The following is a 14,501-nucleotide window of genomic DNA, read 5'->3' as shown; positions in this document are numbered from 1 at the left end:
GCCGGGACTCGTGCACCGAGAGGCATGCCTTGCCCCCCCGGGCCGCTCGGCAGCGGTCGGCGGTCTCGGGCCCCCTCGTGGCTAGGGGACGGCGCCCTGGACCGGGCGCTGGGCCGAGGCGGAGGCCGCACGCTCCCCCGCTGTGGGCGACAGCGCGACGAAGGCCGACGTCAGGAAGAGGTAGGAGCCGAGGCCGACGGCGAGGGGGAAGATGAACTGCATCGCCGAGGCCCCGGGCAGCGCCTCCCCGGAAGGCGTGACGCGCACGCCCACCGCGAACATCCCGGTGTAGTGCATGCTGCTGACGGCGGCGCCCATGATCAGGGAGGCGATGGTGACCGCCACGGGCGACTTGATGTTGAGGGCAGCCCACAGGGCCGCCGTGGCCGCGACGACCGCGATCAGCACGGAGAGTGCGACGAGCAGCGGGTCGTAGGTCACGTCGCCGTGCAGCCGGACGGCCGCCATGCCGAGGTAGTGCATGCTCGCGACGCCGAGGCCGGTGGTGAGCCCGCCGGCGAGCAGGGCGCGGCCGCGGTCCTTGCCGTAACCGACGGCGAAGACACCGGCGCAGACGACGAGCATGGCGACGAGCAGACTCAGCAACGTGAGCGGCACGTCGTAGCGGATGTCGGTGCCGGTGACGCCGAAGCCGAGCATGGCCACGAAGTGCATGGTCCAGATGCCGGTGCCGATCGCCGAGGCGGCGGTGACGAGCCAGTTGCGGCGCGAGCGCCCGGTCGTCGCGAGCGCGCGGACGGTGCAGCGCAGACCGAGCGCGGCGCCTATGCAGGCCATTGCGTACGACAGTGCGGGGGTCAGCCACCCCAGGGCTGCGTGGTCCAGGTGTCCCATGGCCCCGGGACGCTAGACCCGGCACCGGCACCCGAAGGGGGCGCATTTCGAAAGGTGTTGGAATATGACCCGAGGCTGTACCGGAACGATCGGGTCACGCTCGAACGTGTGCACTGAGGCGTCATCCGTGCCGGTGAGGAATCATGCGGTACATGAGCGACGAGCAGACGCGTGTCCAGGAGTTCTTCACCGCCCGCGCCGCCGACTGGGACAGCCGTTTCCCCGACGACGGCCCGGCCTACGCGGCCGCGGTCGCCGAGCTCGGACTGCGTACGGGCGACCGGGTGCTGGACGCGGGGTGCGGCACCGGACGCGCGCTGCCGCCCCTGCGAGCCGCCGTGGGGCCGTCGGGGATGGTCCTCGGGGCCGATCTGACGCCGGCCATGCTGCGGGAGGCCGTGCGGGCCGGACGGGACCGCGACGGGCAGTTGCTGCTCACGGACGTCGCCGCGCTGCCCCTGCGCTCGCGGTCGCTGGACGCCGTGTTCGGAGCGGGCCTCATCTCGCACCTGGGGAGTCCGGCCGAGGACCTGTCGGAACTGGCACGCGTGGTGCGCCCCGGTGGGGTGCTGGCGCTGTTCCACCCCATCGGCAGGGAGGCTCTCGCAGCACGCCACGGTCGTCCGCTCACCCCTGAGGACCTGCGTGCCGAGCCCAACCTCCGCCCCCTTCTGGCCGGTTCCGGGTGGCGCCTGAGGTCGTACGTCGACGAGGACTCCCGTTTCCTGGCACTCGCCGTGCGCGAGGACTGAGCCGCGTCGCCCCCCGGGCGTCCGGCCCGGTGTCGCCCCGCCCGGTCGTCCGGCCCCGCCTCAGCCCGCCCGGTCGTCCCGCCCCGTGTCACCCCGTCCGGTCGTCCGGCGCGGCGTGCCGCACCGGGCAGCCCCGGACGCCCGGGACCGGGCGGGTGCCGAGATCTGCGATCCGGTAGCCGTACGGGTACCCCTTGATCTCCCGGTTCTGGCGGGCGAAGTGCGGGGTGCGCCGGGGCGGCAGCAGGCGGACGGCGCGGCCCCGGAGCCGGACGGCGCGCCTCACCCACGCGCGCGTGGTGGCACTCGGCGGGGTGTAGCGGAAGGCGTGCAGCAGCGAGTCGTCGAGCAACGCGAGGGTCATGGTGCGCAGCAGGGGCGCGAGGGGGCCGGGGTACCAGGAGGCCATCAGGCGCAGCGTGGCGTCCGAGACGCGCCGGGCGTCCTCGTCCCAGGCGAAGTGGGCGGCCTCGTACGAGTCGAGGCAGCGCTCGAACTCCTCGTAGGTCTCAGGGATGCCCTTGATTCCCATGTGACGGCCCAGGGTGCGGTAGTGGACCACACTGGCGACGATCTCGTGGCGTGACATCCTGCGCCAGCCGTAGGCATCGATCCAGCGCTTGGGCATCACGACGAAGGTGCAGAGCACGTACCGCATGTCGTCGTCGCTGATGTCGTAGCTGCGGTGCATCTGGTTGATGCGGCGGATGGCGGTCCTGCCCTGCTCACTGCCGAAACCGTGCTCGACGACGGCGTCCAGCAGCAGCGAGGTGTCGTCGTAGCGCTTCTGCGTCCTGTCCGTGAGCTCTGCCGTGCGCGCGAGCAGCCTGCCGATGCCGGGGACGGCGTACGTGCGGAACAGGGCCAGCTCCAGGGCGCGTGTGAAGTCCCAGGGGAACTCGTGGGCGACGCTGAGCCGGTAGATCTCCGTGGCCTCCTCGTACGGGTCCATCCGCCGGATCTGTTCGAGCCGTGAGAAGCGTTTCACTGCTCCGTCCCCCTTCTGCCCCAGGATCTGCAACTTTACGTTGGAGACCGGGAGATGAACGACCGGGCACGGCAGAGGCAGAGGGAAGGTGGTCAGCATGTGGGACCGGTTCCGCAGAGCCGGGGGAAGGGTCGCCGATGTCTTGCGCACGGAGCCGAAAGCCGGTGAGGACAAGCGTCCGCACAATCTTTTCGAGGCTGCGGCGACCTATGTCACGGCCTGCGCGGAGAACCGCCCGGAGCAGGCCGACGAAGCGGCCGGCTGGGTGTCGCCGGAGGCGCTGTCGTTCGGCGTGAACGAGCTGGCCTGCCGGGCCGTGGTCGCACTGGCCCGTGAGCGCGGTCAGTCGCCGGAGACCGTGGCCCGCGGGTTGCTGGGGCTGCCGGCGGCATGAGGTGCGCCTCCAGGACGGCCGATTCGCCCCGTCCGCCGGAAAACTGCAGCTCCGAGTGCGCCTGCGAGACCGTGACAAGGGGCTTGCGGGCGCATTAGGGTGCGCGCCGGTGGACGAACCGATGGGGAGGCTGGGATGGCCGGGACGGACGAGGAAGCCGTCGCCGCCGCGGACGATGCGCTCTATGTGCTCACGGCGGTGCTGCTGACGCCGGCGAAGTTCCCGAGCGTACTGGGCGACGACTATCCCGAGGCATGCGCGGCGCTCGGCCTCGCGCCGCTCGCCGACGGGTACGGGCTGGTGCTCGGCCAGGACGGCGAGGGCGCCCGGTGGACGGTGGCCATCGACGACGTCTCGCTGGTGGCCGTCGCGATCGCCTCCTGGGACTGCGGCATGGAGTACGAGCTGTCGCCCGACGAGCGCACGGTCGTCGCGGCCTTGCCCGGGTGGCCCCTCGCGGTCGCCGTCGCGGCCCCCGGCGTGCCCGCGCCGCACGATCCGGGTCCGGAGGCTGACGACCGGCCCCCGCTGACCCCGCCGGACACCGGCGTGTGGGGCCCGGCCCAGCGGCGTCTGGGCGCGGACGAGATCGCGCTGCAATGGGCGACATGGCGGGAGCAGGTCGACGACACGGCGTTCCGGACGCCGGAGTCCACCGAGGCTCCCGGCTCCCCGGGAGACGACAGCGCCGCGACCGACGGCCCGGACGGAAGCGGGACCGCCGACGGATCGGGCGGGCGCCGGACGGCCGACGAATCGGGCGGGCGCGGGGCGGACGCGCAGAAGGGTGGCCACAGCGGCATCCGGCGCGTTCTCGCGGAGGCCCGTACCTACATCGACTCGCCGCCGCCGCTGGGCCGGGTCAGGTCCTCCTTCGCGCCGGGTGACGCCCGGACCCTGCGGGCCGACGGTCCGGGCTGGTCGCTCGTCGCGCGAACCGACGACATCGCGTTCGTGCTGCTGGACGAGGAGCCCGGTGAGGTCCTGCCGGTGGGCAGGGGGCCGGAACTGCCGAGTCTCCTGGAGGCGCTGGACAAAATGGCCGTGCGGCCGAACTGAGCCGGTGCGGCCGGGCTCCTTGCGGTGCCCGGCCGGTCGCGCGGAGCCGGGGCCTCAGCGGCCGAGTTCCTTGCGGGTGGCGCGGCGCAGCCTGCGCCGCTGCGACGGGTCGAGCGTGAGGTACGCGGCGGCCGGGACTCCCAGGATGATCAGGAGCGATGCCCACCAGGGCAGCCAGATCAGCAGGATGAGCCCGACCGCCACACCCCCCGCGGCGATCTTGGCGTTGTTCGACATGACTGTCGCCTCCTTCGCGGCCACTGCCGCTCTCTGTCTCGAAAACGGACCCGCCTCCACGGCGGTTCCGGACCGCGACCCTGAGACATCCCTGAGGTGCGACCCGACGCACCCCTGAGACCTCCATGGTGACCCAGCTCACAGCACATCCATACCCATGCGCACTGAAAGTGCTGTACTCTCGGCGACTCCGCTCTCACTAGTCAAATTTGAGGACTACGCCATAGCCGAGCATCGGAATCACCCGGCACCCTCCTCCGACGACTCCGAACTGGCCCTGTGCCGCTCCGTTTTCCTGCCCGGCGATCCCGCGCGCGCCGGCAGCCTCGCCTTCTGGCGGCCCGACGGCGCTCCCCTTCCGGTGTGGGAGTCCGCGTCCGTCACGGACCTGACGGTCGCCGTGCCTCACGACGGTGGGGTCGAGAAAATGAGCCTGCCCGCCGTCCTGATGCCGGTTCGCACGGCCTTGCCGGTCCTCACGCGCGCGCGTGTCGGCGAGCAGGGGCACCGGTCCACCGTCTTCTGGGGCGCGGCCGCCCTGCACGCCCTGCACCTCGTCGCCCGCGGACTGCTGTTGCCGGGACTGTCCCCGGGCGATCACGACGCCTGGCGCGCGGGACCGCTGCGCGCCCAGGACATCGAGGCCGTACGCCGCCTCGCCGCCGCGATGCCTCCCGAAGCGCACGCCGTCCCCCTGGAGAGCGCCGGGCCGATGCGGTTGCCCGACCCGGAGCAGCTCCTGCGCGCCTTCCTCGACGCGGTCGCCGACTCCCTGCCCCGCTCCCCCGCCGCACCCCTCGTGACGGGCGGCCCCGCCTACGCCGCGCAGGATCCGGTGCGGTTGCCCGAACAGCGTGCCTGGGCCGCCGCTGTCGCCGCGGGCCACGACGCGGGCGTCCGGTTGTCGCTGCGGATCGAGGCGGACGGGCTCACCGACTCGGCGGACGACGGCGCGGGCGTGACCTTCCGGGCCGTGCTTCAGGTGCACAGCGTCAGCGATCCGGCGTTGGTCGCGGACGCCGCGGACGTCTGGGCCGGGTCCCTGGGCGAGGCCTTCGGTCCGCGCGCGCGGATGGACGCGCTGCTCGCCCTGCGCCGTGCGGCCCGGGCCTGGGCCCCGCTCACGCCCCTGCTGTCGGCTTCCGTGCCGGACGCGGCGGAACTCGCCGACGAGGAGGTCACCGAGCTTCTCGGCGCCGGTGCCCGGGCTCTGAGCGCGGCCGGGGTCGATGTGCACTGGCCGAGGGGGCTGTCCCGTGAGCTCAGCACGCGCGCGGAGGTGGGGCCCGGCGACAGTGAGTCGGACGGCGCGCCGGAGCCCGGCGCGGCCCTCGCGGGCGTGCCGTCGTTCCTTTCGGCCGACGCGCTGCTCGCCTTCACCTGGTCCTTCGCCCTGGGCGAGAGGCGACTGGACCGGGAGGAACTGGACCGTCTGGCCGAGGCGAAGCGGCCGGTGGTCCGGCTGCGCGACCAGTGGGTCCTGATCGACCCTCAGGAGGCCCGCCTGGCCCGTTCCCGGCAGGACCGCCGGGTGACGCCCGTGGAGGCCCTGGGCGCGGCCTTGACGGGCTGGGCGGAGGTGGAGGGCCGCCGGGTCGAGGTGCGGCCCACGGGATGGCTGGCGGATCTGCGGGAGCGGCTCGCGACCCCCGAGGGGCAGCGGTCCGTGGAGCAGCCGGCCGCCCTCGCCGCCACCCTGCGGGACTACCAGCGGCGGGGCCTGAACTGGCTCGCGAGTATGACGTCACTCGGATTGGGCTGCTGTCTCGCCGACGACATGGGACTCGGCAAGACGATCACGCTGATCGCCCTCCACCTGCACCGGCAGTCCGACGCACTCTCCGCCGGACCCACCCTGGTGGTCTGCCCGACGTCCCTCATGGGCAACTGGCAGCGGGAGATCGAACGGTTCGCCCCCGGCACACCGGTACGGCGCTTCCACGGGACTCGGCGCGGCCTGGACGACCTGGCCGACGGGGAGTTCGTGCTCACCACGTACGGCACGATGCGCCTGGACGCGCCGCGGCTCGCCCGGGTGCCGTGGGGCCTGCTCGTGGCGGACGAGGCCCAGCACGTGAAGAACCCGTACTCCTCCACCGCGCGCGAACTGCGCTCCATCGGCGCACGCGCGCGCGTGGCGCTCACCGGCACCCCGGTGGAGAACAACCTGTCGGAGCTGTGGGCGATCCTCGACTGGACGACTCCGGGGCTGCTGGGCCGGCTCGGCGCCTTCCGCCGGCGGTACGCGGAGGCTGTGGAGGGTGGCCAGGACCCGGCCGCAGCCGACCGGCTGGCCCGGCTCGTACGGCCGTTCCTGCTGCGTCGCCGCAAATCGGATCCTGGGATCGCGCCCGAACTTCCGCCGAAGACCGAGACCGATCGCGCCGTGTCGCTCACCCAGGAGCAGGTGGCCCTGTACGAGGCGGTGGTGCGGGAGGCGCTCGCGGAGGTCTCCGGCGCCGGCGGCATGGCGCGGCGGGGCCTGATCGTGAAGCTGCTGACCGGGCTCAAGCAGATCTGCAACCATCCGGCGCAGTACCTCAAGGAGGAACGCCCCGTGATCGCCGGGCGCTCGGGGAAGCTGGAGCTGCTGGACGAGCTGCTCGACACGATCCTCGCCGAGGATGCGGGCGTACTGGTCTTCACGCAGTACGTGCAGATGGCCCGTCTCCTGGAACGGCACCTCGCCACCCGCGGCACACCCTCGCTGTTCCTGCACGGAGGGACACCCGTCCCCGAGCGCGAGGCCATGGTGCGGCGCTTCCAGGACGGCGAGATCCCGGTGTTCCTGCTGTCGTTGAAGGCGGCGGGCACCGGGCTGAACCTCACCAGGGCGGAGCACGTCGTGCATTACGACCGCTGGTGGAACCCGGCCGTCGAGGCACAGGCCACGGACCGCGCGTACCGCATCGGCCAGACCCGGCCCGTGCAAGTGCACCGGATCATCGCGGAGGGAACGATCGAGGACCGCATCGCCGACCTGCTGCTGCGCAAGCGGGAGCTGGCGGACGCGGTCCTGGGGGCCGGCGAGGCGGCGCTCACGGAGCTGACGGACGCGGAACTGGCGGATCTGGTCGAACTGCGAGGAGGCCTGCGATGACACGGCACGAGGGCGACACGGAACGCACCTTCCCCGCACTGCCGCCCGCGCACGGACGGGGCTTCGCGCAGTCCTGGTGGGGCCGGGCCTGGCTGCAGGCTCTCGAAGGCACCGCGTTGGACACGGCGCAGCTCAAGACGGGTCGTCGGCTCGCCCGTGCGGGTGCGGTCGGCGCGGTGTCGGTTCGCCCGGGGCGGCTCACGGCCGTCGTCCAGGACCGCGACCGTACGGCGCACCGGGCCGACGTCCTGCTGGAGGAGCTCACTCCCGAACGATGGGACCGCTTCCTGGACATGGCGGCGGAGCGGGCCGGTCACGTGGCGGCGCTGCTGGACCGGGAGATGCCGCCGCACCTGGTCGAGGACGCCGGGGACGCGGGCATCGACCTGCTCCCCGGCCTCGGTGATCTGGAGCCGGAGTGCGGCTGCGGGGCCTGGGACCACTGCGGGCACACGGCGGCACTCTGCTACCAGGTGGCACGCCTGCTGGACCAGGACCCGTTCGTGCTGCTGCTGATGCGGGGGCGCACCGAGGGCGCGGTGCTGGAAGATCTCCAGAGGCGCAGCGGTTCCTCCGCCGCGCAGGCCCCGGCGCCGGAGGGTGTGGACGCGGCCGAGGCGTACGCGGCCGGTGACATCCTGCCCCCGCTGCCGCCGCTGCCCGATGCGCCCGGCGAGCCGGGAGCGCCGCCGTCCCTCGACACCGACACGCCGCCCGCCCCCGGCCTCGACCCGCTCGCGCTGGAATTCCTGGCCGCTCGGACGGCCGTACGGGCCCGCGGCCTGCTCCGGGAGGCGCTCCGGGGCGGCTACCCCACGCAGTTGCGATCGGCGCAGGACGCGGTGCGGCTGGCCGCGGGCGATCCCGGACGGGATGTCGCCGACCGGCTCGCCGACGGGTCCGGACGCGGCCGGGAAGGGCTGGCGACGGCCGTGCGCGCCTGGCGTCACGGCGGGACGGCCGCGCTGTCCGTCCTGGATGAGGAGTGGCGCGTGGAGGGTGAAACGCTCGCACGCGCGCGTGCCGCCCTGGACTCGGCCTGGGACGCCGGCGAACGGCCGGAACTGCGGGCACGGGGCAATCGGTGGACGGTCGTCGGGGCGTCGGTCCAGCTCCGCCTCGGCCGGGACGGCCGCTGGTGGCCCTATCGCAAGGAAGGCGGCCGCTGGCAGCCCGCGGCAGGCGCCGCACCGGATCCGGCGACGGCCCTGGCCTCGATGACGGCCCCGGCCTCGGGGGAACTCGCGCCGGGAGAAGGAAACTCTCCGTAGGCGGTACCGGCCGGAAACCCCGGAGGGGCACGTGGAGCAGATGTCAGGGCAGTAGCCCGCCGGGGTCCAGGGACGGGACGAGTGATGCGAGGCCGCTCGGCAGCTCGCTCGGCCACCGCGTCGGGAAACCCGACGGCAACCTGGTCGGCAACTCGCTCGGCAGCATGGTGGGCAGCTTCGTGGGGAGGCCGAAGGACGGGGCGGGTGTGCGGGTCGCGCTCTCGCCGGGCGTCTTGTCGTCCGACGAGTCGCCCCGGCCCGAGGCCATGAGCACCACGAGCGACACGGCTGCCACGGCCACGAGCACGGCGAGCAGGATGAACAGCGGATTCCGGCGCCGGGGAGGTCCGGGCGGGTGGGGCGGTACGGGCGGCAGGGCCATACCGTCCAGCGTCGCCGCGTACCGCCCACGCCGGGAGGGGCGGACGGAAGCTGATACGGACTCATCGCGTGGATCGCACGATTCCGCGGCACGAACAGGGCCCGCCGGCCGGCCGGAGTGGCCGGACGACGGGCCCGCACGCGCGCGTGGCTCAGCCACGCGCCCCCAGCAGGTGATCCATCGCCAGCTGGTCCAGGTGCTCGAACGCCATGCCGCGCGCGGCGGCCGCTTCCACGTCGAACGCCTCGAACGCGGACCGGTCGGCGAGCAGCGCCTGAAGGCCGTCCGCGGCGGTGGGCTGGGCCAACTCGTCCAGCCGGGCCGCGCGCAGCGCCTCCTGCACCTCCGGGTCGGCGCGGAAAGCGGCGGCTCGCTCCTTGAGGATGAGGTAGTTGCGCATGCAGCCGGCCGCCGAGGCCCACACACCGTCGAGGTCCTCGGTCCGCGGCGGCTTGAAGTCGAAGTGGCGCGGTCCGGCGTAGCCGGCCGACTCCAGCAGGTCCACCAGCCAGAACGCGGCACGCAGGTCGCCGGCGCCGAAGCGCAGGTCCTGGTCGTACTTGATGCCGGACTGACCGTTGAGGTCGATGTGGAACAGCTTGCCCGCCCACAGGGCCTGCGCGATGCCGTGCGGGAAGTTCAGCCCGGCCATCTGCTCGTGCCCCACCTCGGGGTTCACGCCGTACAGCTCCGGGCGCTCCAGGCGCTCGATGAACGCAAGCGCGTGACCGACGGTCGGCAGCAGGATGTCGCCGCGCGGCTCGTTCGGCTTGGGCTCGATCGCGAAGCGCAGGTCGTAGCCCTGGGAGGTGACGTACTCGCCGAGCAGGTCGAAGGCCTCCTTCATCCGGTCCAGGGCCGCGCGGACGTCCTTGGCGGCACCGGACTCGGCACCCTCACGGCCACCCCAGGCCACGTACACCTGGGCGCCGAGCTCGACGGCGAGGTCGACGTTGCGGATGGTCTTGCGCAGGGCGTAGCGGCGCACGTCGCGATCGTTGGCGGTGAACGCGCCGTCCTTGAAGACGGGATGGGTGAAGAGGTTGGTGGTGGCCATCGGGACCTTCATGCCCGTGGCGTCCAGCGCCTGCCGGAAGCGCTTGATGTGCGCCTCGCGTTCGGCGTCGTTCGAGCCGAAGGGGATCAGGTCGTCGTCGTGGAAGGTGACGCCGTGGGCGCCCAGCTCGGCCAGGCGCTGCACCGTCTCGACCGGGTCGAGGGCACGCCGCGTGGCGTCACCGAAGGGATCCCGTCCCTGCCAGCCGACGGTCCACAGGCCGAAGGTGAACCTGTCCTCGGGGGTGGGCTGGAAGCTCATGCCGCGGCTCCTTGCTCGCTGGGGCTATTTCGTCATGCCGATTTACAAATTAGTATGCGAGCACCTCTCTGGGAAGAGACAAGGTGCCTCCGAACGGAGTCACGTGCCGCGCGCAGTAGGGAGAAGCCCGATGTCAGCAGCCGAGGGTCCGCTCGTCGTCGGTGTGGACTCGTCGACCCAGTCCACCAAGGCACTGGTCGTCGACGCGTCCACCGGCCGGGTGGTCGCGAGCGGCCAGGCGCCGCACACGGTCTCCTCGGGAGCCGGGCGCGAGAGCGATCCGCGTCAGTGGTGGGACGCCCTGTGCGAGGCCCTGCACCAGTGCGGGGAGCCGGCTCACGAGGCCGCGGCGGTGTCGGTCGGCGGGCAGCAGCACGGCCTCGTCACGCTGGACCGCCAGGGCGAGCCGGTGCGGCCCGCCCTGCTGTGGAACGACGTGCGTTCGGCTCCTCAGGCCCGCCGGCTGACGGAGGAGCTGGGCGGAACGAAGTACTGGGCCGAACGCACCGGAAGCGTCCCCGCCGCCTCCTTCACGGTCACCAAGTGGGCGTGGCTGGCCGAGCACGAGCCGGAGGCAGTACGCGCCACGAAGGCCGTGCGCCTCCCCCACGACTACCTCACCGAGCGGCTCACCGGGCAGGGCACGACCGACCGCGGTGACGCCAGCGGGACGGGCTGGTGGGCGTCCCGGACGGAGGCCTACGACGAGGAGATCCTGGCGCACGTGGGGCTCGATCCGGCTCTGCTGCCGCGCGTGGTCCGGCCCGGCGAGATCGCGGGCACGGTGCGCGACGGCCACGACCTGCCGTTCTCCAAGGGCACGCTGGTCGCGCCCGGCACCGGCGACAACGCCGCCGCGGCGCTGGGTCTGGGGGTGCGTCCGGGGGTTGCGGTGATGAGCCTCGGCACCTCGGGCACGGTGTACTCCGTGTCGCAGCGGCGGCCCGCCGACCCCAGCGGCACGGTGGCGGGCTTCGCCGACGCCCGCGGCGACTGGCTGCCCCTGGCCTGCACCCTGAACTGCACGCTCGCCGTCGACCGCGTGGCGGCGCTGCTGAGCCTGGACCGCGAAGCCGTCGAGCCCGGCACGGCCGTGACGCTCCTGCCCTACCTGGACGGCGAACGCACCCCGAACCTGCCGAACGCCTCCGGCCTGCTGCACGGCCTGCGTCATGACACGACCGCGGGCCAGCTGCTCCAGGCCGCCTACGACGGTGCCGTGCACTCCCTGCTCGGGGCGCTCGACCTGGTCCTCGACGCGGACGCGGACCCGTCGGAGCCGCTGCTGCTGATCGGCGGCGGCGCCCGGGGCACCGCCTGGCAGCAGACCGTGCGGCGGCTGTCGGGGCGCCCCGTGCAGGTGCCCGAGGCCAGGGAACTGGTCGCGCTCGGCGCCGCGGCGCAGGCGGCGGGGCTGCTGACCGGGGAGGATCCGGCGGCGGTCGCGCGTCGCTGGGACACGGCGGCCGGTCCGGTGCTCGACGCCGTCGAGCGGGACCAGGAGACGCTGACCAGGATCGCCGGGGTACTCTCCGACGCGGCTCCGCTGCTGGAGCGGCCCACGGACACCCACTGAGGACTGGCGTCAGGCATGACCGCACCGCTGCACGAGGCCCGTCCCACCGGCCCGGGACGGGCTCTGCCCGACACCCAGCAGGGCATGCGCCGCCGCAACCTCGCCCGTGTCCTGCACACCGTCCGCGCCGAGGGGCCGCTGTCCCGGGCCGCCGTCGCCTCGCGGATCGGCCTGACCCGGGCGGCGGTCTCGACGCTCGTCGACGAGCTCATCCGGTCGGGGCTCCTCGAAGAGCTGGGGCCCGAGCGGCCCGGCCGGGTGGGACGGCCCGGTTCCGCGCTCGCCGTGAGCGGACGCGGTCCGGCCGGCATCGGCGCGGAGGTGGGCGTGGACCATCTCGCGGTGTGCGCCGTCGACCTGCGCGGCACGACCCGGTCGCGGGTGATACGGCAGGGAGCGAACCGCGGCCGCTCCCCGCAGCCCGTGCTAGCCGAGCTCACCGACCTGATCCGGCAGGTCGTCGACGAGGCGGAGGGCGAGGGCCTGTACCCGGCCGGACTCGCCGTGGCGGTGCCGGGTCTGGTGGCGCGCGACGCCCGGACGGTCGTGCGGGCCCCGAACCTCGGCTGGCACGACACGGACCTCGCCCCGCTGCTGCCCGCGGACACCGCACTGACCGTGGACAACGAGGCCAACTTCGGTGCCCTCGCCGAGCTCTGGCTGGGTGACGGCACACCTCGCGACTTCCTGCACGTCTCGGCGGAGATCGGCATCGGCGCGGCGGTCGTGGTGGACGGCGGGTTGCTGCGCGGGACACGGGGTTTCGCGGGCGAGTTGGGGCATGTGCCGGTCCGGCCGGACGGGCCGGAGTGCGCCTGCGGCGGGCGGGGCTGCCTGGAGCAGTACGCCGGCGAGGAGGCCGTGCTGCGTGCGGCTGGTCTGGAACCCGACGAGGACAGGGTCGGGTTGCTCGCGGGGCGCGCCGCGCAGGGCGACGAGGACGTACGCCGGGCCCTGCGCGACGCGGGTACCGCGCTGGGCGTGGCCCTGACCGGGGCGGTCAACCTGCTCGACCCGCAGAGCGTGGTCCTGGGCGGCGAGCTGTCCGGGCTCGCCCCCTGGCTGCTGCCCTCGCTGCAGGAGGAACTCGCGCGCCGGACGGCGGGTCCCGCCTGCCCCGTGTCGGTGTCGCGACTGGGTCCTCAGGGGCCGCTGCTGGGGGCCGCCCATTCGGTGATCCGGGCGGTGCTGGACGACCCGGCGGCGTTGGCCGGACAGCCCTGAAACGGCGGGTCGCCACCCGTCGCAGACAGTGCTCCTCCTGCCCTGACCACCCGACCGGTTGAGGGAGTTGTCCACAACAAGGGGCCTGTCCACCGAATCGAGCCGCTCTCTCCGGGCCGGCCGCCGGGCGTCGTAGCTTGATTCACGCGAGCCGCGATCGCAACGGCCGCCGCTTCGCGCAGTCGCGTGAGAGACACCCTCCAACCGAGCCCGGAAGGCGCACACCCATGCCACAGACCACCCTTTTCCCCAGCAGGCGAGGCATTCTGGCGGGCGCCGCCCTCGCCGCCGTCCCGTCCGGCCTGCTCTCCGGCACCCGGGCCGACGCCCGGCCCCGGGTCGTCGATCATCCCGGAGTCGCGTGGCGACCGGCGAGCCGCGGCAACTACACGCCGTCCAACCGTCCACGGGCCCACCCACTGCGTTACGTGATCATCCACGTGGCGCAGACGACCTACTCCGGCACCCTGTCCGTCTTCCGCAACCCCCGGCAAAAGGTGTCCGCGCACTACGTGGTGCGTTCCTCCGACGGGCGGGTCGCACAGTGCGTACGCGAGTCCGACATCGCCTGGCATGCGGGCAACTGGCACTACAACACGCGCAGCATCGGCATCGAGCACGAAGGCTGGGTGGACCGGCCCGGATACTTCACCGACGTCATGTACGAGCGCTCGGCCCGGCTGACCGCGGCGATCTGCCGGAGGCACGGCATCCCGAGGAACCGCGCGCACATCATCGGCCATCACGAGGTCCCCGGCAGCGACCACACCGACCCGGGCCGGCACTGGGACTGGAAGCGCTACCTCAGACTCGTCAAGTCGGCCTGAGAGCAAGCTCGTCAAGTACGCCCGAAATGCCTGGCGCTCTCCTGCCGTCCACCTCACGTCCCGGTTACAAATCGCTCAACCTCTGGTTGCGGACCGGTGATCAGGCGACGATGGGGCCATGACTCTGGCCCAGCGCGCCATGGAGCGCCTGCAGGCCTGGCCCGACCTCAAGGCGGGCCCGGCGAGTTGCGGCACCGGAAGGGCGCTTCGTTCCGTCCGTGACGAGATCGTCCACTTCCACTCCTCACGGGACGTCGATCTCCACCTCACCCGCCGGGCCATACAGCGCTTCCACTACGACCTCGCCGGTTCGAGCGCGATCCACCTGCTGCCCGGATCGTGCTGGGTGACGATCCACCTCGACTGTGAGGCGGACGTCGATCTGCTGCTGAGTCTGATGAGCATCGCCCTCAAGGCTCACCATGCCCCGCCTGCCGATGACGACGGAGCACGGCTCGCCGGGTGCAACTTCCACCGGGTCACGGTGCTGCCGCGTGACGCGGTGGCGGGCGGCTGAG

At 73.1% G+C, this 14,501-nt stretch carries 14 protein-coding genes; 9 read left to right on the top strand and 5 right to left on the bottom strand.

What is annotated here, in order from left to right:
• Positions 1-81: 81 nt before the first annotated feature.
• On the bottom strand, positions 82-855 hold the full coding sequence (locus tag AB0B29_RS24585) for an MHYT domain-containing protein (RefSeq protein WP_362243516.1): 774 nt from the start codon (positions 853-855) through the stop codon (positions 82-84).
• A 152-nt stretch (positions 856-1,007) separates the two neighbouring features.
• Between AB0B29_RS24585 and AB0B29_RS24580 the strand changes: the two genes are divergently transcribed.
• Positions 1,008-1,607: a class I SAM-dependent methyltransferase gene (locus AB0B29_RS24580; RefSeq protein ID WP_362243514.1), complete on the top strand. Its 600-nt coding sequence runs from the start codon at positions 1,008-1,010 to the stop codon at positions 1,605-1,607.
• A gap of 88 nt (positions 1,608-1,695) precedes the next feature.
• Here AB0B29_RS24580 and AB0B29_RS24575 read toward each other — a convergent pair whose 3' ends face one another.
• Positions 1,696-2,595: an oxygenase MpaB family protein gene (locus AB0B29_RS24575; RefSeq protein WP_362243512.1), complete on the bottom strand. Its 900-nt coding sequence runs from the start codon at positions 2,593-2,595 to the stop codon at positions 1,696-1,698.
• Positions 2,596-2,692: 97 nt separating this feature from the next.
• Here AB0B29_RS24575 and AB0B29_RS24570 point away from each other — a divergent pair, with 97 nt between their 5' ends.
• Together AB0B29_RS24570 and AB0B29_RS24565 are read left to right on the top strand one after the other, a co-directional pair.
• On the top strand, positions 2,693-2,989 hold the full coding sequence (locus AB0B29_RS24570; RefSeq protein WP_362243510.1) for a hypothetical protein: 297 nt from the start codon (positions 2,693-2,695) through the stop codon (positions 2,987-2,989).
• Between the two features lie 135 nt (positions 2,990-3,124).
• Positions 3,125-4,048 carry a hypothetical protein gene (locus AB0B29_RS24565; protein ID WP_362243508.1) on the top strand — a complete coding sequence of 308 codons (924 nt, stop codon included), beginning with the start codon at positions 3,125-3,127 and terminating at the stop codon, positions 4,046-4,048.
• Positions 4,049-4,102: 54 nt separating this feature from the next.
• On the opposite strand, the gene AB0B29_RS24560 is transcribed toward AB0B29_RS24565, so the two are convergent.
• Positions 4,103-4,285, bottom strand: coding sequence for a hypothetical protein (locus tag AB0B29_RS24560; protein WP_234749500.1), 183 nt, complete (start codon positions 4,283-4,285; stop codon positions 4,103-4,105).
• A gap of 157 nt (positions 4,286-4,442) precedes the next feature.
• Between AB0B29_RS24560 and AB0B29_RS24555 the strand changes: the two genes are divergently transcribed.
• Positions 4,443-7,385: a DEAD/DEAH box helicase gene (locus tag AB0B29_RS24555; protein ID WP_362243506.1), complete on the top strand. Its 2,943-nt coding sequence runs from the start codon at positions 4,443-4,445 to the stop codon at positions 7,383-7,385.
• The gene (locus AB0B29_RS24550; protein ID WP_362243503.1) at positions 7,382-8,656 is read left to right on the top strand and encodes an SWF or SNF family helicase; all 1,275 of its coding nucleotides are present in this window, start codon (positions 7,382-7,384) and stop codon (positions 8,654-8,656) included. Before AB0B29_RS24555 ends, AB0B29_RS24550 begins: the two co-directional genes overlap by 4 nt.
• Before the next feature lie 43 nt (positions 8,657-8,699).
• Here the strand turns inward: AB0B29_RS24550 and AB0B29_RS24545 are convergent, their stop codons facing one another.
• Complete coding sequence (locus AB0B29_RS24545) at positions 8,700-9,038, bottom strand: hypothetical protein (protein ID WP_362243500.1); 339 nt, start codon at positions 9,036-9,038, stop codon at positions 8,700-8,702.
• Positions 9,039-9,189: 151 nt separating this feature from the next.
• Complete coding sequence (gene xylA, locus AB0B29_RS24540) at positions 9,190-10,356, bottom strand: xylose isomerase (protein ID WP_362243498.1); 1,167 nt, start codon at positions 10,354-10,356, stop codon at positions 9,190-9,192.
• 130 nt (positions 10,357-10,486) lie between these two features.
• On the opposite strand from xylA, the gene xylB reads away from it, so the two are divergent.
• The 4 genes from xylB (at position 10,487) to AB0B29_RS24520 (ending at position 14,500) form a co-directional block, all read left to right on the top strand.
• Entirely contained in the window at positions 10,487-11,932 is a 1,446-nt protein-coding gene (xylB, locus tag AB0B29_RS24535) for a xylulokinase (RefSeq protein WP_362243496.1), read from the top strand.
• 15 nt (positions 11,933-11,947) lie between these two features.
• Positions 11,948-13,156 (top strand): ROK family transcriptional regulator, encoded by a 1,209-nt coding sequence (locus AB0B29_RS24530; protein ID WP_362243493.1) that lies wholly within the window; start codon positions 11,948-11,950, stop codon positions 13,154-13,156.
• A 227-nt stretch (positions 13,157-13,383) separates the two neighbouring features.
• On the top strand, positions 13,384-13,983 hold the full coding sequence (locus tag AB0B29_RS24525; RefSeq protein ID WP_362243490.1) for an N-acetylmuramoyl-L-alanine amidase: 600 nt from the start codon (positions 13,384-13,386) through the stop codon (positions 13,981-13,983).
• A gap of 118 nt (positions 13,984-14,101) precedes the next feature.
• Positions 14,102-14,500 (top strand): luciferase domain-containing protein, encoded by a 399-nt coding sequence (locus AB0B29_RS24520; RefSeq protein WP_362243488.1) that lies wholly within the window; start codon positions 14,102-14,104, stop codon positions 14,498-14,500.
• Position 14,501: the final 1 nt, after the last annotated feature.

This window comes from Streptomyces tibetensis, from assembly GCF_040647715.1.
GTDB lineage: Bacteria > Actinomycetota > Actinomycetes > Streptomycetales > Streptomycetaceae > Streptomyces > Streptomyces tibetensis_A.
This window is presented reverse-complemented; position numbering and strand designations above follow the sequence as displayed.

Excerpts from the sequence above, each read along its gene's own strand:
- AB0B29_RS24585 (WP_362243516.1), bottom strand. The coding sequence starts at position 855 with ATGGGACACCTGGACCACGCAGCCCTGGGGTGGCTGACCCCCGCACTG.
- AB0B29_RS24580 (WP_362243514.1), top strand. The coding sequence starts at position 1,008 with ATGAGCGACGAGCAGACGCGTGTCCAGGAGTTCTTCACCGCCCGCGCC.
- AB0B29_RS24570 (WP_362243510.1), top strand. The coding sequence starts at position 2,693 with ATGTGGGACCGGTTCCGCAGAGCCGGGGGAAGGGTCGCCGATGTCTTG.
- AB0B29_RS24565 (WP_362243508.1), top strand. The coding sequence starts at position 3,125 with ATGGCCGGGACGGACGAGGAAGCCGTCGCCGCCGCGGACGATGCGCTC.
- AB0B29_RS24560 (WP_234749500.1), bottom strand. The coding sequence starts at position 4,285 with ATGTCGAACAACGCCAAGATCGCCGCGGGGGGTGTGGCGGTCGGGCTC.
- AB0B29_RS24555 (WP_362243506.1), top strand. The coding sequence starts at position 4,443 with ATGCGCACTGAAAGTGCTGTACTCTCGGCGACTCCGCTCTCACTAGTC.
- AB0B29_RS24550 (WP_362243503.1), top strand. The coding sequence starts at position 7,382 with ATGACACGGCACGAGGGCGACACGGAACGCACCTTCCCCGCACTGCCG.
- AB0B29_RS24545 (WP_362243500.1), bottom strand. The coding sequence starts at position 9,038 with ATGGCCCTGCCGCCCGTACCGCCCCACCCGCCCGGACCTCCCCGGCGC.
- xylA (WP_362243498.1), bottom strand. The coding sequence starts at position 10,356 with ATGAGCTTCCAGCCCACCCCCGAGGACAGGTTCACCTTCGGCCTGTGG.
- xylB (WP_362243496.1), top strand. The coding sequence starts at position 10,487 with ATGTCAGCAGCCGAGGGTCCGCTCGTCGTCGGTGTGGACTCGTCGACC.
- AB0B29_RS24530 (WP_362243493.1), top strand. The coding sequence starts at position 11,948 with ATGACCGCACCGCTGCACGAGGCCCGTCCCACCGGCCCGGGACGGGCT.
- AB0B29_RS24525 (WP_362243490.1), top strand. The coding sequence starts at position 13,384 with ATGCCACAGACCACCCTTTTCCCCAGCAGGCGAGGCATTCTGGCGGGC.
- AB0B29_RS24520 (WP_362243488.1), top strand. The coding sequence starts at position 14,102 with ATGACTCTGGCCCAGCGCGCCATGGAGCGCCTGCAGGCCTGGCCCGAC.